This is a genomic window from Larkinella terrae, from assembly GCF_009668025.1.
GTDB classification, from domain to species: Bacteria; Bacteroidota; Bacteroidia; order Cytophagales; family Spirosomataceae; genus Larkinella; species Larkinella terrae.
This window is the reverse complement of sequence record NZ_WJXZ01000013.1, coordinates 333,271-357,471: the sequence shown is the minus strand read 5'-3', so window position 1 is coordinate 357,471 and position 24,201 is coordinate 333,271. Positions and strand designations below refer to the sequence as shown.

Here is a 24,201-nt window from a genome sequence, read left to right as displayed (position 1 = left end):
TATATATATTTGTATCAGTCATTAACTTCGATTTAGCCATGACAACCGAACAGCTTAACGTCGCCACACTCGACGACATCGTGTTTGAAAACCGCAACAAATCGTACGGGGCGTACGATTTGCGCCAGATTTATAACCGGAATGCCAGTCGCGCACTCTGGTTAGGAATTGCCCTGTTTGGAGCGGCTCTCGCAACGCCGACGCTCTACAATCGTTTCAAGCCGGACGAAGCCCCGGATCAGTTCATGAACGAAGTCACGCTGGAAAACATCCAAACGTTACCACAGGAAGAGCCACCGATCGTCATTCCGCCCAAAGTGGAGATTCCGGTTCAGTTGCCAACGATCCGAAACCTGCCGCCGGAAGTGGTTACGGATGCGCCGGATGACATTACCGTGCCGACGGTAGAGGATCTGGAGGATAAAGTTTCGAGCGACAAAACGCAGGAAGGCGACCCGAATGCACTGGATGTGATTGAGGCCCCGACGGAAACCGCAGGCCCGGCGCCGGTTGAAAAAGCACTGGATGTGGAACGAAAACCGGATGAGGTATTCCTGAAAGTTGAACAGGATCCCCAGTTTCCCGGTGGTTTGAAGGGAATGGCCGAATTCATCCAAAAAAACCTCCACTACCCACCTTCGGCAGCCCGGGCTTCCATTTCCGGCCGGGTGTATCTGCAATTTGTGGTGAATACCGACGGCAGCATTGTCGATGTCAATGTGCTCAAAGGAATCGGTTTTGGGTGCGATGAAGAAGCCGTTCGGGTAGTGAAAAAAATGCCGAACTGGCAGCCGGGCAAGCAATCGGGAAAACCGGTTCGGGTGCGGTTTAACCTGCCGGTGGTTTTTGCATTGGAATAACGGAGTTATACCACTCCTGAGACCTGCCCGATGCCCAGCGTCGGGCATTTTTTTGCGGCACAAAACCGGCGTTTTCCCTATTTTTGTGGCTTCAATAAAGCCGCTCAACCGGTTTCCACTCGCAAATGATCGATTATTCCAATATTCCCTCGCCCTGTTTTGTTTTGGAAGAGGCCAAACTTCGCGCCAATTTAACGCTTATCGATTCCGTTCAGCAACGGGCCGGTATTCAGATTATTCTGGCACTCAAGGGTTTCTCGATGTACAGCGCGTTTCCGCTGGTGAAGCAATACCTGTCGGGCGCTACGGCCAGTTCGTTGAACGAGATCAAACTGGTCAACGAATACATGGGCATCAAGGCGCACACCTACATTCCGGCGATTCGTGACGATGAATTCGACGAAGTTCTGGAACGCAGCAGCCACCTGACGTTCAATTCGCTGAGCCAGTGGGAGCGGTTTAAAAACCGGGCGATTGGTTCGGGCGTTTCCTGCGGGATTCGGGTCAATCCCCAGTATTCGGAAGTGGCCACGGACATGTACAACCCCTGCGTACCGGGTTCGCGGCTGGGCATAACGCGCGACCTGATCGGTGATTCGTTGCCGGAAGGCATTGAAGGCATTCATTTTCATACGCTTTGCGAAAATGATTCGTACACGCTCGAACGCACGCTGGAAGCGCTGGAAAACCGGTTCGCCGATTTGCTCCATCAGGCCAAATGGGTGAATATGGGTGGGGGACACCTGATGACGCGTGAAGGATACAATCACGAACACCTGATTGGCCTGCTACAAACGTTCCGTCAGAAATATGATGTGGAGGTTATTCTGGAACCAGGATCAGCCATTGGCTGGCAGACGGGCGTCCTCCTTTCGAACGTCCTGGATATTGTTGATAGCCAGGGAATTAAGGTAGCTATACTCGACACTTCCTTTGCCGCCCATATGCCCGATACGCTCGAAATGCCGTATAAACCGCGCATTCTGAATTCGTATCACGAACCGGTGGCCGGAAAACCGACGTTCCGTCTGGGCGGCATGACCTGCCTGGCGGGCGACTTCATGGGTGACTACAGTTTCGACGAGCCTTTACAAATCGGTGACCGGGTTATTTTCGATGACATGATTCATTATACGATGGTGAAAACCACCACGTTTAACGGTGTAAACCTGCCTTCCATCGGAATCTGGCAGGAAAATGAAACCTTTCAACTGGTGAAAACGTACGGTTACGAAAGCTTCAAAGACCGGCTGAGCTAGGAGATTGTCTAACATTCAGAATGACCCTATTTTTGGTCTGCCCCCAACCCCCTGAAGAGGGATTGAACGACTCGGTTGAGCCCCCTTCAGGGGTTGGGGGCAACGCGAAAGAAGGGAAATTAAAAACAATCTATAGGGGATAAAACGAAAAAGCGGTTGGAAAAACCAGATACTGGCGATACCAACCGGTTTTAAAAACCGCTTATTTCTGATTCGTCAGAACCTTGAAACTCTGGTTGATGCGCTCGGCCACTTTCTGATAACCTTTCGTATTCAGGTGCAATTCGTCTGACCGCAGCGAACCCGGGATGACATCATCCGTATGGTCGACGATATCCGTATAAAGAGACGGATCGTATTGGGAAAGCAGATACGTATGAATATTGATGTAATGATCGCGGTAAATCTCGTATAATTCACCGTTCAGTTTGGTGATGGCTTCGTGCCCGGCGCCAAAGACCTGCTCGTTGGTGCCGCCGAAATGACCGTTGATAATCCCTAAAACCAGGTAGCGTTTATGGCCCAGTGCCGCAACCATCGACGCGATATCGGCTTTAATTTTCTCCGGCTCCAGGTAATTATTTCGACCCACCCAGATGATGGTGTTATAAGAATATTTCTCTTTGTCGGCCAGCATTCGCTTGGCAACCTGCGTGCTGGTTTCACCGGCTTTTCCGCCGTTAAAGGTTTGATAACCGGTAAGTTTCTCCAGTTCAACCAGGTAGGGGGTTCCGCCAATTCCCTCGGTAAGGCTATCACCCCAGCCAGCAATAAAATTTGAATGGGATTCTTTCTTGGGAAATACTTCCTCGATTACGCTACAACCGGAAAAAGTAAAGGTGATTAAAAATACTCCCAGAGTGGAGAGGCATTTTTGTGCGAAAGCCATAGGTATTTTCAGCAGGGTTGGTCTGGAACGGTGAGTTTTGTGTTTTGGATCGCTTAAAAAACGGCTGACTGAATGTAAAATTGTATTCATAAGCGACGGTTTATTTGAGTAGTAAAGGTATTATCAGTTTTTCAATCCTCTTATTATATCAGCCAAAAATGAACCGGTTCAACTGGTATAATCTGATTAGTAATACTATAAAAAAGATTGATCGCGCTGGCACTATTCGGATAAATTGTATTTGTCGGACAATATATTGCTGGAATGTCATTCATTCACATGAGATAATTCGTATATTTTCGCAAAAAATATTCGATGACATTCCTACGAAACCTGAGCCTTGCCGGAATCCTTTTTATGGGCTATTCCTTTTCCGGCTGCACCCTTCAAGATCATTTACAACCTTCCACCATTGAGATCGCCGGGCTATCGTCACTGACGGGCAACTGGTCGTCGCTGGGCAACACCACGGCGGCCGCGATGGAAATTGCGGAAGAAGACATCAACGCCTATTTCGAAAAGAAAGGAAGCCCGTATCGCCTGAGCATGACAACCTACGATACGAAGCTGGATGCCACGCTGGCGACCGGTTTTTTCACCACGGCGGCCGACGCCGGGCACCGGTTTTTTATCGGACCCCAATCCAGCGCCGAACTGGCGGCCATTTTGCCTCTGACCAAATCCCGGAATGCCCTTGTCATCAGCCAGGGAAGCACGGCAGGAAGCCTGGCCATTGCCGACGACCCGGTTTTCCGGTTTTGTCCGGCGGATAAAATCGAAGGAGCGGCCATCGCCAAAACCATCTTCGCGCAGGGCATTCGCGGTTTGATTACGATTGCCCGCGATGACGCCGGTAACAAAGGTTTACAAACCGCTACCGGGGCGTCGTTTACCACCGCCGGGGGCGAAGTGCAGGCCCTGACGCCGTACGGAACCGCCGTTACAGATTTTTCAAGCCAGATCGCGGCCATCAAGACTCAGATTACGGCTTTAACAACGACCTACGGAGCTGCCAAAGTGGCGGTGTACCTGGCGTCGTTTGACGAATGCGTCAACCTGTTCAAACAGGCTGCGGTCGACCCGGTTTTGAGTTCGGTTCGCTGGTACGGCGCCGACGGGGTCGCCCTGAGTGCCGCTTTGATCGCGGATCCCGCTGCCGCCGACTTTGCGATTGCGACCCAGTTTTTTACACCGACCTTCGGATTGTCCGATGCCTACAAATCCGCCTGGGAGCCATTGATTACCCGGATTAAAACAAAAACCGGCATTGACCCGGATGCGTTCGGAATTGCGGTGTACGATGCTATGTGGGTCATTGCCAAAACCGTGGAAGCCGGAAACGGCGTTCCGGCCAGTCTGGACAATCTGGAGAGTTTGTTTACTACGCAGGCCAACGCCTACACCGGCGCCACCGGCCCCACCACGTTGGATACGTTCGGCGACCGCGCGACCGGCTCGTTCGACTATTTTGGCATTGAGAAAATCGGAGGAATCTACCAGTGGAAACTGGTCGGAAAATCCAATTAGCAAACGGATGCCTTGTTGCGACAACTCCCGAAGGCGGGTCGACAATCTAATTCCATTTTTCAGACAGCTGGTCGGCGGGTAAGACGGGCGATGTAGGCAAACAATCCCAGGCCTGCCCCCAGGGTCGTCAGACTGAGCAGCCACTGCGTGGCGGTGGGACGAATAACGACCATCGCTCCGATAAACTGAACAAACAGGATGACGTACAGGATTCGGGCGATTACGGTTCGGGGAAGTTTGGTAATGACAAAGGCTCCCAGTGGCGCGAAAAAGACAACGACCGGGATGCAGGTCAGCCACAACTCGAAGGATTCCTGGCTGAAATCCCGCAGGATTTGGGCGTGCAAAAAAAAGCCGAGCAGGGTTTCAATGGTCATGATAATGACGGACGAGGGGGTGGCTACTTTTTCGTTGAGCCGGTAATAAATCGTCACAAGGCAAAACGTGAAAATGTTGATTCCAGTCCCGAATATCGACGAAATAATGCCGCCGACTACGCCAAACAAGGCCAGACGTACCTGATCGCTCCGCTGAAAATCGGGAATGGCGTCGAAAACGAAACGGGATGGTTTCCGGTTTTCCCGCCAGAGTGTAATGCCGAAACTCAGCCAAAGTGAGACAAAAAACAGCTTGGCCAGCACGGGCGAGATCAGGGGAACCACGTAGTATGTTCCAAAAATCAACCCGAAAACTCCGCCTATGGTTACGTAACGTATGTAATTCCAGTCGACCCGGACCCGCAGACCCAGAATCAGCAGGGAGGCCGACGTCATGCCAATGCTCTGAATGGCGAACGAGAAATTCCGCGCCACCGGCGGGGGAATCTTCAGAAGCAGCGTGAAAACCGGGTATGAAATGGCCGCGCTGCCTTCCGGACTCGATCCGGCAATGAATGAGCCAAAAATCATGGTCAGTGCGGCCGCCCACCGGCGGGCCAGAAAACCGATCTCATCCAGCGAGGAGATGTACCACAGCCAGGTGCTCAGAACGCAGAACATGAACAGAAAATATAAAACCGGAATCCGACGGGTGGGCGGTGGTGTTATCATTAGTAGGAAACTGATAATCTGATCAGTAGAAAAACAATTCGGAATACTTGCCGTTGATACTTGTCCGCCGGATGCCTTAAATCCGGTGGTCAATCATACATCAATTATACAAAATAAAACGATTCTTCTTATGGCAACCGACAACAACGATCAGGTGCTGGCCAATCAGGCAACGATCCTGTCCAACCAGGAAAACATTCTCAAAAATCAGGAGTTGATCATCAAAAATCAGCAAAGTCTGGATGCGATTCTGGCCAACCAGAGCACTATCATTAAAAACCAGGATTCGATTCTGAGCAACCAAAATTCAATACTGGGAAACCAGGATTCAATTCTCAAAAACCAGGAAACGCTGGACGCCATTCTGTCAAATCAGGAAACTATTCTGGGATTATTGAGGAAATAATCGAAAGACGCCACGTATTCGGCCGGTGAGTTTAAACGGGGCTGGTGTTTAATCAAATACCGGTCCCGTTTGTCATTAAACCCCGGTAGGATGGTTCGGCCTGACTGGTTTCGGATGAACGATCTGGCGACTGATCGGCCAGGATCCGTTGGTTCTGATCACTCGGATTTGATTGGAGCCACTTCCGAAAACGCCGGTTCAGGAATGGCAGGGCGACGAAAACCATATACGGTACCAGCAAACAGGTCAGGCAGAAGGTTCTTGCCACCAGGGGCCAGTGCGCCATGAAGGAAAACTGCGACAGACCGTAGGTGGCTAATGTACTGAACGGAAACATGGCTGACCAAACCAGCAGGGATAATTTCCATTTATTTGTTTTCATTGCCAGGCCGTACGAGAAATGTGAATGTAAGGGCATTCGAGGTACAATGGAATGCGGTGTAAAGTAAGATTAATTCTTGAAATTTTAAACTTTTATCACTGAAAATTTCTATGCCTTAAAAGGCAAGTCCGTCAGGGCAACGCAAACGCCATGAGGGAACCGGCCGGTTTTTCTTTTGTGCCCCCAACCGATACGGCGACGTACTGTTTGTTGCCGCTCCAATAGGTACAGGCGGTCGCATTGGCGATACCGGGCAGCGTGGTTTCCCAGAGCAGTTTTCCGGTTGATTTGTCGAAAGCTTTCAATTTCCGGTCTTTGGTGCCGCTGATGAAAACCAGTCCACCGGCGGTCACAATCGGTCCACCTGAGCCTTCCAGACCGGTTTCGGGCGCGCCTTTTTCCTGTAATTCCGGGTCGTTCCCCAGCGGAATCTGCCAGGCATAATCGCCGGTATTCAGATTGATGGCGTTCAGCGTTCCCCAGGGCGGTTTGATGGCCGGATGACCCTGCGAATCCCGAAAATGGCCGTAAGCCGTCAGGTTGAGGTATTTGTCCGCGCCTTTCTTGGTCTGGCCAGTTTCGAGTTTCGTCACCTTATTGGAGTCCTTTTCCCGATCGAAGAGAAACGCAATAATGCCCTCTTCCTTACCTTTGACCACGCTGGCAAACGCCGGCATTTTTCCACCGCCCTGTTTAATTTTAGCCAAAGCCGCTTCCCGGCTCATCCGGTTTCGGAGGCCAATCAGCGAGGGATAATTCGGTTCATCACCATTCTTATCTTTGCCGTGACAACTCGCGCAATACGTTGTATATAGCGTTCGGCCCTGCGCAAAAACCGTCCTGTCTTTGGCTTCTTTTTCGGGATCGACCTTCTGCATCGACTGGATTTCCGGCGAGTCGTTGGATTTGACGTACAAAATGCTCGTGTTTGGGTCGTAAGCGGCACCACCCCATTCGGCACCACCGCGCGTTCCGGGCAGCATTAGCGTTCCTTTCAGATCCGGCGGAGTAAACAAACCCTCATACCGCATCGACCGGAATTTCTTTACAATCGAATCGTGCCCCGCCGTTGAATAGTTAGTCAGATCGGCTTCGGTCATGAACTGCCGGGCGAACGGTTTGGGTTTCAGCGGAAACGGCTGCGTCGCCCAGGCGGCTTCCCCCGGAATGTGAGAAACCGGCACGCTGCGTTCTTCAATCGGAAATAACGACTCCCCGGTTTCCCGGTTGAACACAAAAACAAAACCGTGTTTGGTTACTTGAGCGACGGCGTCCGTTTTCTTTCCGTCGCGGTCAACCGTCACCAGGTTCGGCGGAGCAGGCAGGTCATAATCCCACAAATCGTGGTGGACGGTTTGAAAATGCCAGCGGTATTGACCGGTTTTGGCATCGAGCGCAACGACGCAGTTTCCGTACAGATTCGAGCCTTTGCGGTCGGCACCATAAAAATCGTAGGAGGGCGAACCGAGCGCCAGAAAAACCATTCCGCGTTTGGTGTCGACGCTCATGCCCGCCCAGTCGTTGACGCCACCGGCGTATTTATAGGCATCTTTGGGCCAGGTTTCGTAGCCGGGTTCGCCGGGCAGCGGAATGGTGTGAAACGTCCACTCCAGTTTTCCATTCCGGATGTTGTAGGCCCGAATGTAACCGGGTTGTGCGCCGTACAATTCGGAAACCTCGGCTCCCATGATCAGCAGATCCCGGTAAACAATGCCGGGTGAGGTCGGAATCACCGAGATGGTTTCGGGGGCGTCGCGCAGCCCGACATTCATACTAACCCGCCCGTTTTTGCCAAATCCCGGGATCGGTTTTCCGGTATTGGCGTCCAGCGCAAACAGAATGTCTTCGCCGGTTACCAGAATCCGTTTGTCGGCTCCGTCTTCCCAATAGGTAACCCCCCGGCTGACGCCACCGCCAGTTCCGCCGTCGAAGGGATCGAACGACCACTTTTGCTCACCCGTTGACGCGTCGACGGCGTAAACACGGTGCCGGGCCGAAGTGGCGTAAAGCACACCGTCTATAATAATCGGATTGCATTCGCTGCTGCCTGCCCGCGCGTCGGGCTGCGCGTCGTTGTACTGAAAAGTCCAGGCCGGTTTTAACTGACTGACATTGCCGGTGGAAATCTGATCAAGAGCGGAATAGCTGGTGCTTTCGGCGTCGGCTTTGTAAACGCTCCAGCTGCGGTTTTTATCGTCATTTGCCTGGTAACCCGTTAGCAATACGAAAGCCGAAGTGGTGAAGAGGAGGCTCCGTTTAGGATTGAGCCAGCGCCGGAACAGAAGGTGAACGGAACGCATGAAAGAGATGGTAGTCGGATGGTGCTTTGGGTTGTAATAATAACCAATCGCCCCGAGAAATTACGCACATGCCAGGTCGTCGTCCGGTAAAACTTCCGCGTGAAAGCCAAAATCCCGCAAAACCGTGATGACGTAGCACGCTTCGACAAAACCGCTGGCCGATTTAACCCGCAGGATGTTGTCGCAATCTTCCAGATCAAAATTGGCGGTGTAATCCGAAAATAGTTCTTGTATCTGATCGATAAGCCTTTTCGCCTGGCGCTGATCTTGCACGTCAGTTTTAAAAACTTCTACCATGACACCTGCTTTATGATGGTATAAATAAAGGCTCAAATTCAGGAGATATTTTTCTCCGGTTGATAGCATAAAATGACAATGCCCGTGCTGCTGGCGGTGGTATTGATCAGTCTCAGATTCATTCGGTCGCTGATGCGGTTCCAGATGGGCATTCCGGTACCTAACACCACGGGATTAACGAAGAGATGATACTCATCAATGATGCCAGATTTAATCAGGGAGGAAACAATTCTGGCACCGCCGTAAATAATGATGTCTTTTCCGGGTTGTCGTTTCAACCGAGCAATTTCGGCCTCGATTGGTTCCGTGGCAATGCGTGAATTATACCAATCGGCGGTGGTTAAAGTATTCGAAAAAACCACCTTGGTTAGTTCGTTCATTTTGCTGGCAAATTCCAGCTCGTCTGCCGTTGCTTCCGGGTTTGTGGCAGCCGACGGCCAGTAATTGGCCATTCCCTGATACGTGATCCGGCCGATCAGCATGGTGTCAACGGAATTGGCGATATCCGAAACGTATTGCTTCAGAATGTCGTCCCAATTCCAGGCCATCCAGTACTGTTCGCCGGTTGAGGTCGCTACAAAGCCATCAATCGATATTTGCACCTGTAGTTTTACCTTTCTCATGTCGCCTGAGGGGTTGTTGGCATTGAACAGGCGTCCCGCCAAGCTGCGGGACGCCTGTGTTTCACAGATACTGATTTGTTGTTACTGTCTGGTTATTGAAGCGGTTTACATCAGGCTGGCAGCGCGTTTTCGTCGTAACTGACCATCCATTTAATGCCGAATTTATCCGTGAACATGCCGAAATAAGCGCCCCAGAACATTTTCGACATCGGAACTTCTACCTGTCCTCCCGCCGAAAGTCCGTTGAACAAGTTGTCCGCTTCTACCTGACTTTCCGTACCGATGGAGAGCTGGAAATTGGTTCCGGGCTCAGCTTTGTGCCCCATTGATTCGAGCGCATCCGTGGCCATCAGAATGGTTGATTTGCCAATCGGCAGCGAAATATGCATGATTTTGTCACCTTCTCCCTCCGCTACATTCCCACCTTGTGGGGTATCTTTAAAACGTTGCACCATAATAAATTCACCACCAAATACCGATTTGTAAAAGTTAAAAGCCTCTTCGGTATTGCCATTGAAATTTAAGTAGGGATTGATGACTGCCATTGCCTGAGTAGTTTAAAGTTGAAAGATTTGTGGTTTTTATTTAATAAAATGAGATGTTTAATAATGCCTTTACTCCTGGCGAAACGGTAATTTATTCCCCGAATCAACGGCTCGCCGGAGGGTACCGGTTTTGGCTAATTTTTTTATCGCAGCGACCAGTTCCGGACTGCCGTTGGTGAAAAGATGGCCAACGTTAGCGAGCCGCCAGACCGAAGCAAACGGCAGCACTTCGGCGTAATAGGAGAGGTGATCAACGGGTACAACCTCGTCGTCGCTGCCGTGAAAAAGGAAAATCCGCGGGAGTGAGGAACGCTTCGACGGTTTATTCGGCAAGGCGAATTCTTTGCTTTTCCAGCCTTTTTTACCCCAGAACGGAGCCGCAACGATGCACAGTCCGGCAACCGTTTTTTGCAGGTTTTCTTCGAATAAATATTTCAGCAGAACCGAGCCACCGAGCGAATGGCCAACCAGAATAACCTGGTTTTCAACCGCCAGAAGTTCGTGGTCGAGCTGCACTTTCCAGGATTCGTACGACGGATTTTCGGGGTCCGGCATTTCAGGACAGATCACCCGGAAGCGCGGGCCCAGCCTCTTCTTCAGGTAGGCCGCTAAGTCGCCACTTCCGGCATGTCCCCGCTGCGGACCCGCGCTGTGAATGAACAGGACTTGCTTTTTCATCAGATTCCTTTGCCCGGTTGATAAGTAAATGAACACGACAAACCTACGGGAATGACCGGACAAACAGCGGGGGTAAACGCGGCAATAAAAGGGGTTGATTACGACAAACCGTTTCTTTATTTTTGACGCTATGAAGCATATATCGATCTTAGTCCCCAAAGGGGCTATTTTAGGTAGCCTGGAAGGCACCCGGCAGTTGTTTACGCAGGTCAATCAGTTTTACGTGATGAAAGGCGAACCACCGGTTTTTAAGGTGCAGCTGGTTGGACTGACGAAAGAAACTCCGCTGAGCGGGGGCCTTTTTACGGTAAATGCCGATGCGGTTTTGGATGAAATTAAAAAAACCGATCTGATCGTTATTCCGGCGCTGGACGGTGATCTGCGGATTTCGCTGGAACGAAACCGGGACTTTATTCCGTGGATTACCGACCAGTATAAAGGCGGATCGGAAGTGGCCAGTCTGTGTCTGGGCGCTTTCCTGCTGGCTTCGACCGGTTTGCTGAAAGGCCGGCAGTGCGCCACTCACTGGATGGCTACCAACGAATTCCGGCAGCTGTTCCCGGACGTGAATCTGGTGACGGAACGCATCATTACGGACGAAATGGGCATCTACTCGAGTGGAGGGGCGTTCTCGTACCTGAACCTGATTTTGTATTTGATTGAAAAATACGCCGGTCGCGACATTGCGGTTTTGTCGGCCAAGGTGTTTGCGATTGAAATTGACCGCGCCACACAATCGCCGTTTACGATTTTTCAGGGACAAAAGGAGCACGAAGACGAGCCGGTCAAGAAAGCGCAGGAGTTTATCGAGAAAAACTTTCAGGATAAAATCACGATCGACCAGCTGGCCGAGATGCACGCACTCGGTCGGCGAAATCTGGAGCGTCGGTTTAAGAAAGCCACTTCCAACACCGTGGCCGAATACATCCAGCGTGTGAAGATCGAAGCAGCCAAGAAGAACCTGGAAATCAGCCAGAAAAACATCAACGAGATCATGTACGACGTGGGCTATTCCGATACGAAAGCCTTCCGAACCATCTTTAAAAAGATTACCGGTTTGTCGCCCATCGAATACCGGAACAAATACAACAAAATTGGCGCGGTTGCGTAATCCAGCCGCGCCCTGATCGTCAACTGCTTACCACAAAACCGTAACTTTTTCCCGGGTGCGATTCCCCTTTTCTCAATAAGTTTCCTTACCTTTATATCCCGTAACAACCACATTTCGTTTTCAGACATGGCTCCATCCGGTCAGAAAACCGCTAAGTACATATTCGTTACGGGCGGTGTAACTTCTTCATTGGGCAAGGGCATTATTGCCTCTTCGCTTGCAAAATTGCTTCAGTCTCGCGGCCTGTCGGTCACGATTCAAAAATTTGATCCTTATATCAATATTGATCCCGGTACGCTCAATCCATACGAGCACGGCGAATGCTACGTCACCGACGACGGCGCGGAAACCGATCTCGATCTGGGCCATTACGAACGGTTTCTGAATATTCGGACGTCGCAGGCCAACAACGTCACGACGGGCCGGATTTACAACAACGTTATTACCCGCGAACGCAAAGGTGATTTCCTCGGCCGGACGGTGCAGGTGGTGCCGCACATCACCGACGAAATCAAACGGAACATCCGGCTGCTGGGCGAAACCGGTGAATACGACATCATCATCACCGAAATCGGCGGTTGCGTGGGCGACATCGAATCGCTGCCGTTTGTGGAGGCCGTTCGGCAGTTGAAATTTGAACTGGGCGAAAAAGATACGCTGGTAATTCACCTGACCCTGATTCCGTACCTGGCGTCGGCGGGCGAGCTGAAAACCAAGCCGACCCAGCACTCCGTTCGGATGCTGCTCGAAAACGGCGTTCAGCCCGATATTATCGTTTGTCGGACCGAACACCCGCTGCCCAACGACATTCGCCGGAAAATCGCGCTGTTCTGTAACGTTCAGGTCAATTCGGTGATCGAAGCCATCGACGCCGATACCATCTACGACGTTCCGCTGCTGATGCGGAAGGAAAAGCTCGATCAGCGGGCCTTGTACATGCTGGACCTGTACAATGATCAGGATGCCGATCTGGATAGCTGGAAGGAGTTTCTGAGCCACCTCAAAAATCCGACGGATGCAATCACGATTGGCTTGATTGGGAAGTACGTCGAATTGCGCGATGCGTATAAATCCATTGCCGAAGCGTTCATCCACGCCGGAGCCAAGAACGAATGCAAGGTCAATATCGAATGGATTCAGTCGGAGACCCTCGGCGATTATGAGCAGGTAACCGAACGGCTGCGCGATCTTGATGGGATTCTGGTGGCACCCGGTTTTGGCGAACGCGGCATCGAAGGCAAGATCAACGCCATCCGGTACGCCCGTGAAAATGGGGTTCCGTTTTTGGGAATCTGCCTCGGGATGCAGTGCGCCTGTATCGAATTTGCCCGGAACGTAATCGGCTGGCCAGAAGCGCATTCCGCCGAAATGAACCCAAATGCATCGCACCGGGTTATCGACATGATGGAGAGCCAGAAAAAGGTGACCAACAAGGGTGGCACGATGCGGCTGGGCGCTTATCCCTGCAAAATCAGGAAGGATTCGCTCGCGTTCCAGATTTACGGAAAAACGCAGGTCAGCGAGCGGCACCGGCATCGGTACGAGTTTAATAATGAATATTTAAACCAGTTTGAAAAGGCCGGTCTGGTGCCAACCGGCATTAATCCGGAAACCGGGCTGGTTGAAATTGTGGAGTTGAAAAACCATCCGTGGTTTGTCGGGGTGCAGTTCCATCCCGAGTTACGAAGCACTGTAATGGACCCTCATCCGCTGTTTGTAAATTTCGTTCGGGCGTCGCAGGTGAATTCTCAGGATAAACGGCTCGTAGACTCAACGGCGAATATTGGTTAAGCATTTGCTTCTCCGTATTTTTGCGGACTCAATAGATTTGTTCGAGGTTTAAAGTCTAACGTTTGAAGCGCTTACCGGCCACGTTAAACTTTAAACCTCGAACCTTAAACAAAAGAAATGGATCGTAATCAAATTATTGGTATTGTATTGATACTGGGGATGTTGCTGGGGTATCAGTTGTTAGTACCGAAGCCCGCTCCGGAAAAGAAACCAGAACAGGAAAAAGCAACTTCGGCCCCCTCTCCGGAAACCGCCAAAAAAGCGGAACAACCCCTGGATTCGGCGGCCTCCCGGATGATGTATGGTGATTTTGCCGCAGCCGCCGTCGGTCAAAGCCGCGATATCGTCGTCGAAAACCCCGAAATTCGGGTAACGTTCAGCACGCAGGGCGGTCGCGTCAAGGAAGTGGTGCTGAAAAACTACAAGACGTTCGACCAGAAGCCGCTGGTGCTGATCAACGAACAGAGCAGCGAAATGGTGATGGAACTGCCCACCAATCGGGGCAAGGTTAACATTGAAAAGCTGTATTTTGAAACTTCGGCCCCGGCACAATCCACCGTTCAGGGAAGTGCCCAGACCATTACGTTCAAACTGGCGCTGTCGCCCACCGAGTCGGTGGAACAGACCTACACCATTCCGGCAACGGGATACGTGGTCGATTACGACCTGAAACTGAATGGCATGGACAAGTTGCTGGCCAACAGCGATATCCGGTTTTTCTGGCTGGACCGGATGCGCCAGTTCGAGAACGATATGGCCGAAAACCGCAAGTCAGCGACAATCAATTACCTTTCAGCCGACGAGAATTTTGACGGTCTATCGGAAGGCGCGAATGATCAGGAAGCCACTGTGGAAGAACCCGTTAAGTGGTTTACCATCAAGCACAAGTATTTTCTGGCCGGTTTTATCTCCGAAAACAGCCCGTTTAAAAAAGCGGCTTTTAAGACGCTGGTGAATCCGGGGGATTCCAGCACGGTCAAAACCGCCATCGCCGATGTACAGATTCCGCTGGCGGACGTGAAAAGCGGGAAAGGAAATTACCGGTTTTATTTCGGACCGAACGACTACCAGTTGCTCGACGAAGTGGCGCCGGAGTTCGACCGGAACGTATACCTGGGGTACGCACTGTTGAAACCGGTCAACAAGTACTTTTTCGTACCGGTATTTAATATTCTGGAGAAGTTCATTTCCAATTACGGTCTGCTGATCATTGTGCTGGTGGTTTTTGTGAAACTGCTGCTCACGCCCCTGACCTACCGCTCGTACGTGAGCATGGCGAAAATGCGCGTGCTGGGACCCGAAGTGAATGCGATTCGCGAGAAAGTGGGCGACGACATGGCGAAGCAACAACAGGAAACCATGAAACTGTATCAGCAGGTGGGCGTTAGTCCGCTGAGTGGCTGTATTCCGGTTCTGGCGACGATGCCGGTTTTGATGTCGCTGTTCTTCCTCTTCCCGAACCTGATCGAACTGCGCCAGCAACCGTTCCTGTGGTCGAGCGACTTGTCGACCTACGATTCGTTCATCAAGTTTCCGTTTTCGATTCCGTTCCTGGGGTCGCACCTGAGTTTGTTCACGGTTTTCATGACCGGATCTAGTTTGGCGTATGCCTACTACAACAACCAGATGACGCCCGCCCAACCCAACAGCCCGATCAATATGAAGGCGATGGGGTATGTGTTCCCGCTGATGTTCATGTTCGTGCTGAACTCGTTTCCGGCCGGTCTGACGTTCTATTATTTTGTTTCCAACGTCGTTACGATTGCCCAGCAATTGCTGATCCGCAAGTTTGTGGACGAAGACAAAATCAAGGCGGTTCTGGAAGAAAACCGGAAGAAATTTGCCAAGGGCGACGTGAAAAAATCGAAGTTCCAGGACATTCTGCAACGTTCGCTGCAACAGGCCGAAGAAGCTAAAAAGCAGGCTGAAGAAGCCAAGAAACGGACGAAGAAATAAATTGGTCGGTGAACTGCTTTTCTGAAGCAAACCGGCCCATTCACATAATATAGACGAATTACAAATTCGTCTTGTTTGTAACAAAACCAACGCAGACACGTTGGTTTTGTTAGTTTTGTGCCAAGCTTCTTAATTGAACCCAATGAACAGGAATTTTGCTTCTCATGCTGGTTTAAAGTCGTGCCGTTTCGTTTTTCTGTTGTGGGCGACCGTTCAGGTGGCAATGGCCCAAAGCGACAATGCCGAACGCCGGTATCAGTATGCGGTGCGTTTTATTCAGCAGAAAGAGTACGTCAAAGCCAAAGCGGAGTTAAAACCGCTGACCGAAGGGCGTACCGGAATTGCGCCGTATGCACACTATTACCACGCGCTGGCTGATTTTAATCTGAAGCGGTTTTCGGAATCGCGGATGATGCTGAAGCAGTTGATCGACCGGTTTCCGAACTGGAAAAAAATGGACGATGTCTATTACCTGCTGGGGGCGGCTTATTTCGAAAACGGACAGTTTGAGGAAGGGCTTGAGAACATGACCCGGATTGGCGACCCGAATTTAAAGCAGGATGTGAGCAAACTCGAAACGTATTATTTCAGCCAGATCAATGATTTGAACCGGTTGAAAGTGATGCAAAAAGAATTTTCGAACAACCGCGAACTGGCGCTGGCATTGATCGATCAGATTCAGCGGACGTCGACGGCTCCGGCGGATCTCGAACTGTCGGATCGGCTGACCAACCGCTTTGGCATACCGGCCATTCCCCGCCCGGCTTCGGCGGAGACCGCAGCCAATTCGGCCACCGTTACCAAACCGGAGAAAAACCGCAACAAAGGCTACTTCAACGTAGCCGTGATGTTTCCGTTTCGACTCAATGAAATTAATCCCGACGATCGCGCCCGTTCGAATCAGTACGCGCTGGATTTGTATAACGGGATGAAACTCGCCAAAACGAAGTTGCAGTCGGAAGGAATTACCGTCAATCTGTTTGCCTACGACGTCGATAATGATGTTTCCAAAATGACTACGCTGGTAAATAATCCCGGTTTTATCCAGAACGATCTCCTGATTGGCCCGCTGTATGCTGAGCCCAATCGGCTGGCGACGGAATTTGCCAATCAAAATAACATTTTACTCGTTAATCCCATTTCGACCAGCAGCGAACTGATCGCGAATCAGCCACTGGCGTTTCTGGCTTCACCCTCATTGAACCAGCAGGCCGTCAAAACCGTGGCCTTTGCCCGTACGTTGTCGACGCTCAAAAAGGCTACGATCTACTTTGGAAATTCCCGCAAAGACTCGACGCTGGCGGCTTTGTACCAGGCTGAATTAAAGCGAATTGGCTTTTCCGTCGTGGAATTCCGGAAGATTGGCGCTGACCTGGAAACCGTTAAAGTGTCGGAAGTGAGCAAGCCCGGCCACATTTTCCTGGCCAGTAGTGACGAAAATACCGGTCCGAAACTGCTACGTTTGCTCGCCCAACGCAAAGTGGAGGTGCCGGTGATTGCAACCTCGTCGGCTTTTGATTTTGACAAAAATCCGCTATCGGTTTTTACCAAAAGTGACCTGTACCTGGTTTATCCCGAATTTGTTGACCAACAACGCCCCGGTTCGGAAGAATTTGAAGAACAATACCTGGAGCAGCGCAACATAATTCCGTCGACCTACGCATACCAGGGTTATGACCTGCTGTTGTTTTTTGGCCGAGCCCTCGCCCGAAACCGTGGGCAGATTACCAACCGGGCTCAACTGAAAACCACGCCGGAAGAAGGTTATTTGCTCTCTGGTTACGATTATTCCGGCAGTAACGAAAACCAGGTCGTCCCCATCGTAAAATTCGATGGCACCCGGTTTTTGATAGCCAACACTTTTTAATTGTGAATGAGCGATTTGCGATTGAGTGAATAGCTCCGCCATTTCTCGATTCCTGCGGAGCTATTCACTCAATCGCAAATCGCTCATTCACTCATTGAACCATGACAACAAGCGAGCAGCTTTTTGAGAAAGCGAAAACTTTAATTCCCGGCGGGGTCAACTCGCCGGTTCGGGCGTTTCGCGCCGTGGGCGGAAACCCGCTGTTTATTAAATCGGCCAAGGGCCCGTATCTGTTTGATGAGGACGGAAACCGGTACATCGAGCTAATCAATTCCTGGGGGCCGATGATCCTGGGCCATGCGTTCGAACCGGTGGAGGAAGCCGTTCGGGAAGCCATTCAGCATTCGTTTTCGTTCGGAGCACCCACGCGCAAAGAGGTTGAAATGGCCGAATTGATTGTCGAAATGGTGCCTTCGGTTGAAAAAGTGCGGATGGTCAATTCCGGGACCGAAGCGACGATGGCCGCCATTCGGCTGGCGCGCGGTTTTACGGGTCGCGACAAAATGATCAAGTTTGAGGGCTGTTACCACGGTCACGGCGACTCGTTCCTGATTGCCGCCGGGAGCGGAGCTATTACAATGGGAACGCCCGATAGTCCCGGTGTTACCAGAGCAACGGCGTTGGATACCTTAACCGCTCCTTTTAACGATTTGCGGGCCGTTGAACGGCTGATCGAAGCCAATGCCAATCAGATTGCTGCGGTCATTCTGGAACCGGTTGTGGGTAATATGGGCTGCGTCCTGCCCGACCCCGGTTTTCTGGAAGGATTGCGGGATTTGTGCGACAAAAATGCCATTCTACTGATTTTCGACGAAGTCATGACCGGTTTCCGGCTGGCGAAAGGCGGAGCGCAGGAGCGGTTTGGCATCCGGCCCGACCTCACCACGATGGGAAAAATTATCGGTGGAGGAATGCCGGTAGGCGCGTACGGTGGCAGACGCGAAATTATGGATTTGGTTTCGCCCTCCGGTCCGGTTTACCAGGCCGGAACCTTGTCGGGCAATCCGATTGCCATGTCGGCGGGCCTGGCGATGCTGCGCTATCTGAACGAACACCCGGAAGTGTATACCCAACTCGAAGCCACCGGCACCAGACTGATCGACGGTTTTCGCACGAGCCTGACCAAACTGGGACTCGATTTTACGATCAACCACCTTGGCTCGATGTATACGCTTTTCATGACCGAACGACCGGTTTCTAATTTCGTCGATGCCAAAACCTGCGATCTGCCGTTGTTTGGCCGGTATTTTCAGGCGATGCTCAAACGTGGAATTTACCTGGCACCCTCGCAATTTGAAAGCCTGTTTCTGTCGACAGCCTTAACGGACGAACACATCGACCAGATCATCTGGGCCAGTGAAGAAGCATTGAAAGAAGTTATTTAACCGATCCGGATGCGTTTTTCCGTCATTATACCCGTTTACAACCGCCCGGACGAACTGCGTGAACTGCTCGAAAGTCTGGGTCAGCAAACCCGGATTCCCGACGAGATCGTGGTGGTGGAAGACGGTTCCGTTAACCGGGCTGATGGGGTGGCCGAGTCGTTTAAAAACCGCCTGAATATCCGCTATTTTTTTAAACCCAACGGCGGTCAGGGCTTTGCGCGTAACCACGGTTTTGAGCGTGCGACGGGCGATTATTTCGTTATTTTCGATTCCGACGCGCTGGTGCCTCCGCATTATTTCGAAGCCGTTGAACAGCATCTGCAGACCGACTGGCTCGATGCTTACGGCGGTCCCGACCGCGCGCACCCCAACTTTACACCCATTCAAAAGGCCATTAGTTATTCGATGACCTCGCCTTTTACCACCGGCGGAATTCGGGGCAGCAAGAAAAATCTCGGCGGCAAATACCATCCGCGCAGTTTTAACATGGGTTTTTCGCGGCAGGTCTACGAAAAGATCGGGGGCTACAAAATCAGCCGCATGGGCGAGGACATCGAATTTGCCGTTCGCATCATTGAAACCGATTTCAAAACCGGTCTGATTCCGGAAGCGTTTATTTACCACAAACGCCGGACAAATTTCCGGCAGTTTTATAGGCAACTCCGGTTTTTCGGACGTTCTCGCATCAACATCGCCCGGTTTTTCCCGTCCGAACTGCGGCTGGTGCATACGTTTCCGGCCCTGTTTACGGTATTTATTTTTTCGATTCCGATCTGGTTTTTTGTTCATCCAGTCGTATTCGGGCTGGCAGTTTCGGTTCCTATTCTGCTTTCGATTTTGATTCTGATCGATGCCTACCGAAAAGAGGGAAGTCTGAAAGTAGCTTTTCTGAGCGTTGAAGCTGCTTTTGTTCAGCTCATTGGCTACGGAATCGGGTTTTTGTCGGAAGGCTGGAAACGGCTACTGGAACCGAAAAGTCACCAGGAAACCGGAGCCAATATTGAGTATCCGTCGTAATTGACGATTGACCATAGACCATTGACGATTGACCGCTGACCATCGCCAATCGTCGATCATCAATGGTCTATGGTCAATCGTCAGCGGTCAATTATCAATCAAATCCATCTTATTCATGCGCGTTTTAGTTACCGGAAGTGCCGGGCATTTGGGTGAAGCGCTCGTTCGTACGTTGAAGGAGTTGCAATACGATGTCGTGGCCCTTGACCTCCAGGCTTCACCTTTCACGACGCAGGTTGGCTCCATCACGGATCGTGCCTTCGTGAAGCAATGCCTCGTGGGTGTCAAGACGGTTTTTCACACGGCAACGCTGCACAAACCGCATGTCGCGACGCACAGTCAGCAGGAATTTATCGATACCAACATCACCGGGACGCTTAACCTGTTGCAGGAATCCGTTGCTGCCGGTGTTGAGCAGTTTATTTTTACCAGTACGACGAGTGTTTTTGGTGATGCGCTTGTCCCGCCGGTTGGCGATCCCGCTGCCTGGATTACCGAAGGCGTGGTGCCGGTTCCCAAAAATATTTACGGGGTAACCAAAGCCGCAGCCGAGAACCTTTGCCAGTTGTTTTTCCGGAACCAGGGTTTGCCTTGTATTGTTTTGCGAACCTCCCGATTTTTCCCGGAAGCGGATGACAGCAAAGAGGCCCGGAATCAATTTGCGGATGATAATCTGAAAGCGAACGAATACCTGTTCCGGCGCGTGGCGCTCGACGATGTGGTCAGCGCACATCTTGTGGCGGTTGAACGCGCGCAGGCCATCGGCTTTGGAACCTTCATCATCAGCGCAACGACGCCTTTTTTACCGGAAGATACGGCGGATTTGCGAATTGCTGCGCCCGCCGTTTTGCAAAAATATATACCTGATTATCAGTCGGAATACGAGCGAAGGGGCTGGCAAATGTTCCCTGGTATTGATCGCGTGTACGTCAATGAAAAGGCCCGGAAGGAATTGGGCTGGCAACCAAAATACGACTTCAGGGCGATCATTGAGCAACTGAAAACCGGCAGAAATGTACTTGGCCCATTGGCCGAACGGATCGGGTCGAAAGGCTACCACGCCGAGCGTTTTTCGGAAGGGCCGTATCCGGTCGAGCCGTAAAACCGGGTTACTTTTTGCAGAGGTAAATGATTTCTCCGGCGGGCAGCGAAAACCGTTTCACTTCTTCTTTCGGTAATTCAAAAACGAACCGGTCTTCCACGACCGTAAAACCGCCTTTGGCAAGCCGCTGGGCGTAATCGCGGCCAAAAAGCCGGACGTGGTCGCTTTGCCAGAAAAGCCGCTCCCGTTCTTTCGGATCGGTGATGCTGGCGTCTTCAAAAGTCGTTGCGCGGGAATAATCGATCGGCGACTGAATGATGGCCCAACCGCCCGGTTTCAGCACCCGGTAAAGCTCACTGCTGGCTTTGGCGTCGTCCTCAACGTGTTCCATGACGTGGTTACAAAATGCGACATCGAACGTATTTTCGGGAAATGGAATATGGTGAATGTCCATTTTTATTTTCGCCAATGGCGACTCGATGTCGGCGGTGATGTAATCCAGGTTAGTTAGTTTTTCAAACCGGTAGATGAAGCAATGTTCGGGTGCGACATGGAGCACCTTGAGCTGATCGCGGTAAAAATTGGTTTTCCGTTGCAGATAAAGATTCATTAGCCGGTGCCGCTCCAGGGCTAAGCAATTGGGACACAGTGCATTCGGTCGGGGTATGTTCCGGCCGTAGGGCATAAATTCCCGAAAGTGTTTGCTGCAAACCGTACATTCGACGTTGTTTCCCCGGTAAAAGACCATCATGACTTTCATGGCATAATGGCTGACGCGCTGCAAAACCGGGCGCGGAACGGTTTTCAAAATAAAGCTAATCAGATGTTTCATGCCAGAGCAAACGCAATCAAGACACGGAAATGGACCGGTTTTTGTAACTCACCTCGGTCATATTACGCAAAAATTAACAGATTTAACGATGAAATGCGATTAAGTCTGTTAAATTAGAGTTTTGATTATTTGTAGTTATTAAAAATGGCTGTTGCCCCCTCAAAACCCCCCGGCCGGCGGCTCATTAAGCAGATGAGTACGCGTACCAAATGGCTGCTTTTAGCACCTTTCAGTCTGATGCTGATTGGCTATGGATTGTGCGTTTTCAGCGAAGCGGCCAATCTGAAACACACGGGCGAGCCGGTGGTTCGCTGGGTCCTCCTCGGCACCTACAGCCTGATTGTCATCAACGCCGGAATTTCCCTGTTTGGGCAGGCCATCATTTTCCGCGTCAGAATCGAAACCCGTCGGGCCATTCGCCGGGAGATGAAAAAGAAAGTTCGGGGCTGGCAGAAAAAAGAAAACCCCGTCCGTCGAGCGTGACGAGGCAATCGAGTTGCTGTCGGTTTTCAGAAAGCGTAATCCGTTTACCCGCTGAAAATGCTAAAAATTAAGCTGCAGCCTGGGCTTTCTTCTCGGCAAAAGAAGCCTTAATTGCTTCAACATCAACATTTTTAATGTCAGGACGACGCAGTAATTGTTTGATGCGGGCAATTTTATTATTCGCGCGGGCTTTATTTTTCTGGTCTTTGCGTTTCAGTGCAGTTACTCCCATGATTGTATGTAATTAGTAAGTTTATTCCAAATTGTCCGCAAAATTAGCTGAAAAACCGCAGAATATCAATTTTTAATTTGTACTTATCTCGTTAGCCTATCGGTGTTTGATAACTTGTAAAAAACCGCTGCTAAAAAACTCCCTCCGGCTTACTATTTTTGCGGCATGCAAAAACCGAGTGTACCCCGCGGAACCCGCGATTTTGGGCCGGAACAAATGAGCAAACGGCTTTTTCTGCTGGAAACCATCCGGCAGACGTTTCGGCGCTATGGATTTCAACCCATCGAAACCCCGGCTTTGGAAAACCTGTCGGTATTGATGGGTAAATATGGTGAAGAAGGCGACCAACTCCTGTTTAAAATCCTCAATTCCGGCGATTTTTCCAATGGCCTGTCCGAGAGCGACTGGCAGGATTCGGCCAAAAAACTAACCCTGAAAATTTCTGAGAAAGGACTCCGTTACGATTTAACTGTTCCCTTTGCCCGTTACGTAGTGATGAACCGCCACGCGCTGGCGATGCCTTTCAAACGGTACCAGATCCAGCCGGTCTGGCGCGCTGACCGGCCCCAAAAGGGTCGATACCGGGAATTTGTGCAGTGTGATGCAGATGTAGTCGGAACGGATTCGCTGTTGTGCGAAGCCGAAATTGTATTGATGCTGCACGAAAGCCTGCGGAATCTGGGCATTCAGGATTTCACCGTAAAAATCAATAACCGCAAGATCCTGACCGGTATTGCCGAGGTGGTGGGTGCGGAAGGGCAGGAGGGACCGCTGGCGGTGGCAATCGATAAACTCGATAAAATCGGGAAAGAAAAAGTAGTGGAAGAACTGAAACAACGCGGTTTTTCCGACGAATCGATTGAAAAGCTAGAACCGATGTTCCAGTTTCCGAAGCAAACGCAGGCGGCTTTTGAGCAACTGAAAAGCTGGCTTTCGGGATCGGAAGTCGGTTTGAAAGGCGTCTCTGAACTTGAAGAAGTCTGGCAACTGGTGGCGCAATACGGTTTGGCTGATGCCCGTATTGAACTGGACGTGACGCTGGCCCGGGGCTTATCGTATTACACCGGGGCCATTTTTGAAGTGAAAGCCAACGGCGTGCAGATTGGCAGCATCAGTGGCGGAGGCCGGTACGACAACCTCACCGGCGCGTTTGGAATGCCGGGCCTGTCGGGCGTCGGTATCTCGCTGGGTGTCGACCGGATTTACGATGTAATGGAAGAGCTGAATCTGTTTCCGGAAACCGGGCTGCAAGCCACGCAGGTGCTGGTGGTCCACCTCGACGCGGAAGCCCGTTCGATCGGGTTGCCGTTGTTGAGCCAGCTCCGGGCGCAGAATATTTCGGCCGAAGCGTATCCGGATGCGGCTAAAGTGAAAAAGCAGCTTGATTATGCGAATGCCAAACGGATTCCGTACGTCGTACTGATTGGCTCCGAAGAATTGCAAACCGGCCAGTTGACACTGAGAAATATGCTGACGGGCGAACAGGAAAAACTGACCGCAGACGACATTGTGAAAAAAATGGTGCTCCTCTGACAGCGCCGTCATTATTTTAATACATAAAAAGTCAGAATAAGTCCTTGTCTATGAGTAATATAGCATGTGAGACCTGGCAATGTCTGCGGTTTATTGAAAAGATAAAGGGTGGTTGTGTGCTGCAACTTGCACACAAC

General features: G+C 51.1%; 23 protein-coding genes. 13 read left to right on the top strand and 10 right to left on the bottom strand.

The features are described 5' to 3' along the window. Positions 1-38: 38 nt before the first annotated feature. Both GJJ30_RS21965 and nspC read left to right on the top strand, forming a co-directional pair. Positions 39-860, top strand: coding sequence for an energy transducer TonB (locus GJJ30_RS21965; RefSeq protein ID WP_154177332.1), 822 nt, complete (start codon positions 39-41; stop codon positions 858-860). Positions 861-985: 125 nt separating this feature from the next. Next, a complete protein-coding gene (nspC, locus tag GJJ30_RS21960) occupies positions 986-2,119 on the top strand; it encodes a carboxynorspermidine decarboxylase (RefSeq protein WP_154177331.1) in 1,134 nt (377 codons plus the stop codon). Positions 2,120-2,321: 202 nt separating this feature from the next. Here the strand turns inward: nspC and GJJ30_RS21955 are convergent, their stop codons facing one another. Continuing rightward, positions 2,322-3,008, bottom strand: a complete 687-nt coding sequence (locus GJJ30_RS21955) for an SGNH/GDSL hydrolase family protein (RefSeq protein WP_154177330.1) — start codon at positions 3,006-3,008, stop codon at positions 2,322-2,324. A 315-nt stretch (positions 3,009-3,323) separates the two neighbouring features. Between GJJ30_RS21955 and GJJ30_RS21950 the strand changes: the two genes are divergently transcribed. Then, a complete protein-coding gene (locus GJJ30_RS21950) occupies positions 3,324-4,535 on the top strand; it encodes an ABC transporter substrate-binding protein (RefSeq protein WP_154177329.1) in 1,212 nt (403 codons plus the stop codon). Between the two features lie 59 nt (positions 4,536-4,594). On the opposite strand, the gene GJJ30_RS21945 is transcribed toward GJJ30_RS21950, so the two are convergent. Continuing rightward, complete coding sequence (locus tag GJJ30_RS21945; protein WP_154177328.1) at positions 4,595-5,584, bottom strand: sulfite exporter TauE/SafE family protein; 990 nt, start codon at positions 5,582-5,584, stop codon at positions 4,595-4,597. Between the two features lie 130 nt (positions 5,585-5,714). Here GJJ30_RS21945 and GJJ30_RS21940 point away from each other — a divergent pair, with 130 nt between their 5' ends. Then, on the top strand, positions 5,715-5,990 hold the full coding sequence (locus GJJ30_RS21940) for a hypothetical protein (RefSeq protein ID WP_154177327.1): 276 nt from the start codon (positions 5,715-5,717) through the stop codon (positions 5,988-5,990). 52 nt (positions 5,991-6,042) lie between these two features. Here the strand turns inward: GJJ30_RS21940 and GJJ30_RS21935 are convergent, their stop codons facing one another. The 6 genes from GJJ30_RS21935 to GJJ30_RS21910 all read right to left on the bottom strand — a co-directional run bounded on the left by GJJ30_RS21935 (position 6,043) and on the right by GJJ30_RS21910 (position 10,815). Continuing rightward, complete coding sequence (locus GJJ30_RS21935; RefSeq protein ID WP_154177326.1) at positions 6,043-6,372, bottom strand: putative antibiotic biosynthesis monooxygenase; 330 nt, start codon at positions 6,370-6,372, stop codon at positions 6,043-6,045. Positions 6,373-6,503: 131 nt separating this feature from the next. After that, positions 6,504-8,672 carry an outer membrane protein assembly factor BamB family protein gene (locus tag GJJ30_RS21930; protein WP_154177325.1) on the bottom strand — a complete coding sequence of 723 codons (2,169 nt, stop codon included), beginning with the start codon at positions 8,670-8,672 and terminating at the stop codon, positions 6,504-6,506. Positions 8,673-8,732: 60 nt separating this feature from the next. Then, positions 8,733-8,969 (bottom strand): hypothetical protein, encoded by a 237-nt coding sequence (locus GJJ30_RS21925; RefSeq protein ID WP_154177324.1) that lies wholly within the window; start codon positions 8,967-8,969, stop codon positions 8,733-8,735. A 38-nt stretch (positions 8,970-9,007) separates the two neighbouring features. Further along, complete coding sequence (locus GJJ30_RS21920; protein ID WP_154177323.1) at positions 9,008-9,592, bottom strand: dihydrofolate reductase family protein; 585 nt, start codon at positions 9,590-9,592, stop codon at positions 9,008-9,010. A 110-nt stretch (positions 9,593-9,702) separates the two neighbouring features. Continuing rightward, positions 9,703-10,137 (bottom strand): VOC family protein, encoded by a 435-nt coding sequence (locus tag GJJ30_RS21915; RefSeq protein WP_154177322.1) that lies wholly within the window; start codon positions 10,135-10,137, stop codon positions 9,703-9,705. A gap of 69 nt (positions 10,138-10,206) precedes the next feature. Then, on the bottom strand, positions 10,207-10,815 hold the full coding sequence (locus GJJ30_RS21910) for an alpha/beta fold hydrolase (protein WP_154177321.1): 609 nt from the start codon (positions 10,813-10,815) through the stop codon (positions 10,207-10,209). 130 nt (positions 10,816-10,945) lie between these two features. Here GJJ30_RS21910 and GJJ30_RS21905 point away from each other — a divergent pair, with 130 nt between their 5' ends. From GJJ30_RS21905 to GJJ30_RS21875, 7 genes are all read left to right on the top strand, one after another. Beyond that, complete coding sequence (locus GJJ30_RS21905) at positions 10,946-11,926, top strand: GlxA family transcriptional regulator (RefSeq protein WP_154177320.1); 981 nt, start codon at positions 10,946-10,948, stop codon at positions 11,924-11,926. A gap of 126 nt (positions 11,927-12,052) precedes the next feature. Further along, positions 12,053-13,717 (top strand): CTP synthase, encoded by a 1,665-nt coding sequence (pyrG, locus tag GJJ30_RS21900; protein ID WP_154177319.1) that lies wholly within the window; start codon positions 12,053-12,055, stop codon positions 13,715-13,717. A gap of 117 nt (positions 13,718-13,834) precedes the next feature. Next, entirely contained in the window at positions 13,835-15,673 is a 1,839-nt protein-coding gene (gene yidC, locus GJJ30_RS21895; protein ID WP_154177318.1) for a membrane protein insertase YidC, read from the top strand. Between the two features lie 142 nt (positions 15,674-15,815). Then, complete coding sequence (locus GJJ30_RS21890) at positions 15,816-17,540, top strand: ABC transporter substrate-binding protein (protein ID WP_154177317.1); 1,725 nt, start codon at positions 15,816-15,818, stop codon at positions 17,538-17,540. A 101-nt stretch (positions 17,541-17,641) separates the two neighbouring features. Further along, complete coding sequence (hemL, locus tag GJJ30_RS21885; protein WP_154177316.1) at positions 17,642-18,925, top strand: glutamate-1-semialdehyde 2,1-aminomutase; 1,284 nt, start codon at positions 17,642-17,644, stop codon at positions 18,923-18,925. 9 nt (positions 18,926-18,934) lie between these two features. Further along, the gene (locus tag GJJ30_RS21880; RefSeq protein WP_154177315.1) at positions 18,935-19,942 is read left to right on the top strand and encodes a glycosyltransferase family 2 protein; all 1,008 of its coding nucleotides are present in this window, start codon (positions 18,935-18,937) and stop codon (positions 19,940-19,942) included. Between the two features lie 115 nt (positions 19,943-20,057). Next, complete coding sequence (locus tag GJJ30_RS21875) at positions 20,058-21,044, top strand: NAD-dependent epimerase/dehydratase family protein (protein WP_154177314.1); 987 nt, start codon at positions 20,058-20,060, stop codon at positions 21,042-21,044. Between the two features lie 7 nt (positions 21,045-21,051). Here the strand turns inward: GJJ30_RS21875 and GJJ30_RS21870 are convergent, their stop codons facing one another. Then, positions 21,052-21,816, bottom strand: coding sequence for a methyltransferase domain-containing protein (locus tag GJJ30_RS21870; RefSeq protein ID WP_154177313.1), 765 nt, complete (start codon positions 21,814-21,816; stop codon positions 21,052-21,054). 192 nt (positions 21,817-22,008) lie between these two features. On the opposite strand from GJJ30_RS21870, the gene GJJ30_RS21865 reads away from it, so the two are divergent. Then, entirely contained in the window at positions 22,009-22,299 is a 291-nt protein-coding gene (locus GJJ30_RS21865; RefSeq protein ID WP_229313316.1) for a hypothetical protein, read from the top strand. Between the two features lie 67 nt (positions 22,300-22,366). Here the strand turns inward: GJJ30_RS21865 and GJJ30_RS32075 are convergent, their stop codons facing one another. After that, complete coding sequence (locus tag GJJ30_RS32075; RefSeq protein WP_170299248.1) at positions 22,367-22,531, bottom strand: hypothetical protein; 165 nt, start codon at positions 22,529-22,531, stop codon at positions 22,367-22,369. A 165-nt stretch (positions 22,532-22,696) separates the two neighbouring features. Between GJJ30_RS32075 and hisS the strand changes: the two genes are divergently transcribed. Beyond that, on the top strand, positions 22,697-24,064 hold the full coding sequence (gene hisS, locus GJJ30_RS21860; RefSeq protein ID WP_154177311.1) for a histidine--tRNA ligase: 1,368 nt from the start codon (positions 22,697-22,699) through the stop codon (positions 24,062-24,064). Positions 24,065-24,201 lie beyond the last annotated feature (137 nt).

Coding starts and splice junctions, on each gene's coding strand:
- GJJ30_RS21870 (WP_154177313.1), bottom strand. CDS start 21,816: ATGAAACATCTGATTAGCTTTATTTTGAAAACCGTTCCGCGCCCGGTT.
- GJJ30_RS21955 (WP_154177330.1), bottom strand. CDS start 3,008: ATGGCTTTCGCACAAAAATGCCTCTCCACTCTGGGAGTATTTTTAATC.
- GJJ30_RS21920 (WP_154177323.1), bottom strand. CDS start 9,592: ATGAGAAAGGTAAAACTACAGGTGCAAATATCGATTGATGGCTTTGTA.
- GJJ30_RS21910 (WP_154177321.1), bottom strand. CDS start 10,815: ATGAAAAAGCAAGTCCTGTTCATTCACAGCGCGGGTCCGCAGCGGGGA.
- GJJ30_RS32075 (WP_170299248.1), bottom strand. CDS start 22,531: ATGGGAGTAACTGCACTGAAACGCAAAGACCAGAAAAATAAAGCCCGC.
- GJJ30_RS21905 (WP_154177320.1), top strand. CDS start 10,946: ATGAAGCATATATCGATCTTAGTCCCCAAAGGGGCTATTTTAGGTAGC.
- hisS (WP_154177311.1), top strand. CDS start 22,697: ATGCAAAAACCGAGTGTACCCCGCGGAACCCGCGATTTTGGGCCGGAA.
- GJJ30_RS21940 (WP_154177327.1), top strand. CDS start 5,715: ATGGCAACCGACAACAACGATCAGGTGCTGGCCAATCAGGCAACGATC.
- GJJ30_RS21965 (WP_154177332.1), top strand. CDS start 39: ATGACAACCGAACAGCTTAACGTCGCCACACTCGACGACATCGTGTTT.
- hemL (WP_154177316.1), top strand. CDS start 17,642: ATGACAACAAGCGAGCAGCTTTTTGAGAAAGCGAAAACTTTAATTCCC.
- GJJ30_RS21875 (WP_154177314.1), top strand. CDS start 20,058: ATGCGCGTTTTAGTTACCGGAAGTGCCGGGCATTTGGGTGAAGCGCTC.
- GJJ30_RS21930 (WP_154177325.1), bottom strand. CDS start 8,672: ATGCGTTCCGTTCACCTTCTGTTCCGGCGCTGGCTCAATCCTAAACGG.
- GJJ30_RS21890 (WP_154177317.1), top strand. CDS start 15,816: ATGAACAGGAATTTTGCTTCTCATGCTGGTTTAAAGTCGTGCCGTTTC.
- GJJ30_RS21880 (WP_154177315.1), top strand. CDS start 18,935: ATGCGTTTTTCCGTCATTATACCCGTTTACAACCGCCCGGACGAACTG.
- GJJ30_RS21925 (WP_154177324.1), bottom strand. CDS start 8,969: ATGGTAGAAGTTTTTAAAACTGACGTGCAAGATCAGCGCCAGGCGAAA.
- yidC (WP_154177318.1), top strand. CDS start 13,835: ATGGATCGTAATCAAATTATTGGTATTGTATTGATACTGGGGATGTTG.
- GJJ30_RS21935 (WP_154177326.1), bottom strand. CDS start 6,372: ATGAAAACAAATAAATGGAAATTATCCCTGCTGGTTTGGTCAGCCATG.
- GJJ30_RS21945 (WP_154177328.1), bottom strand. CDS start 5,584: ATGATAACACCACCGCCCACCCGTCGGATTCCGGTTTTATATTTTCTG.
- GJJ30_RS21915 (WP_154177322.1), bottom strand. CDS start 10,137: ATGGCAGTCATCAATCCCTACTTAAATTTCAATGGCAATACCGAAGAG.
- nspC (WP_154177331.1), top strand. CDS start 986: ATGATCGATTATTCCAATATTCCCTCGCCCTGTTTTGTTTTGGAAGAG.
- GJJ30_RS21950 (WP_154177329.1), top strand. CDS start 3,324: ATGACATTCCTACGAAACCTGAGCCTTGCCGGAATCCTTTTTATGGGC.
- pyrG (WP_154177319.1), top strand. CDS start 12,053: ATGGCTCCATCCGGTCAGAAAACCGCTAAGTACATATTCGTTACGGGC.
- GJJ30_RS21865 (WP_229313316.1), top strand. CDS start 22,009: ATGAGTACGCGTACCAAATGGCTGCTTTTAGCACCTTTCAGTCTGATG.